This is a genomic window from Mesorhizobium sp. M2A.F.Ca.ET.037.01.1.1 (genome assembly GCF_003998075.1).
Lineage (GTDB): Bacteria > Pseudomonadota > Alphaproteobacteria > Rhizobiales > Rhizobiaceae > Mesorhizobium.
The window spans coordinates 1-985 of record NZ_RZSA01001499.1; the positions used below are offsets into that span (position 1 = coordinate 1).

Sequence of the window (985 nt, forward strand, 5' to 3'; positions counted from 1 at the left end):
TTCCGAAGCCGTCCTGGGGGTCACCTCCTCGATTACGGGATCGTCTACCGGGATCAGCGGATCGCCCGGGAAGAGCGGTTCGGCTGGCAGCGGCGTCGCGTCGCGATAGATGCGCTCCCAGCCGCCCTGATGCTGCAGGCCGCGCGCTTCCAGCCAGCATCTCAGCCGCGCCGGCTCGGTGTGCGGGCTGGTGTAGAACCACGGCCGCATGATGCCGGCATTGCGATAATGCGCGAGCAGCGCGTCGAGCTGTTCCTCGGTCGCCGGACCATCGACGCCGATATTCTTCACGCAGTTGAAATGGATGAACGGGATCGTCGTGCAGGTGGTCCAGACCAGATCGCCCTCGCTCGCGATCGACAGCCCATGCCGTGCCGCGAAATCGGCGGGCGCCGCGTCGTAAAGGTCGCGCCAGGCCGCGACTTCGGCGCGCTCGATGGTGCGGCTGATGTCACGCGACACCTCCTCGATCGCGATTTCCGGGGGGTGCGTCTCCAGCGGCACGACTGGCTCGAGTTCCGAGAGGGCGGCGGTCGACATGGCATGCTCCTCCGATATGCCTTACAGTGTAAGATTAGCGGACGATAATATGCTGCAGCCTGTTGTCAAGCAGGATTAGCGGCACCTTACAAATCCGTGAGTTGGAATCACGCTATCGTGAGGCTAAGCCTCTCCCAGAGGGGCTTTTCGAAGACGATTCACTTTTGCCTCGGCAGGGATCGGGGCGCAGGGAAAAGGGTTGAGATGACCGACGTCTGCACTCAAGGACTGGATACCGGCTTTGTCGGCCTGGGTTATGCCAAAGTGGCATTTCTGGGCATCGTGCAGGGCATCACCGAATTGCTGCCGATCTCGTCCACGGCGCATATGCGCATCGTGCCGGCGGTGCTCGGCTGGCAGGATCCCGGATCGGCGTTCTCGGCCGCGATGCAGCTGGCGGCGCTGGCGGCGGTGATCAGCTATTTCTGGAGCGATGTCAGGGACG

Annotated in this window: 1 protein-coding gene and 1 pseudogene; one reads left to right on the forward strand and one right to left on the reverse strand. The window is 63.1% G+C overall.

What is annotated here, in order from left to right; translation table 11 throughout:
• Positions 1-540, reverse strand: a pseudogene (locus EOA27_RS37895) (hypothetical protein); the annotation flags it as partial.
• Between the two features lie 204 nt (positions 541-744).
• Here EOA27_RS37895 and EOA27_RS37900 point away from each other — a divergent pair.
• A partial coding sequence (locus EOA27_RS37900) for an undecaprenyl-diphosphate phosphatase (RefSeq protein ID WP_281059528.1) occupies positions 745-985 on the forward strand: 241 nt, incomplete at its 3' end.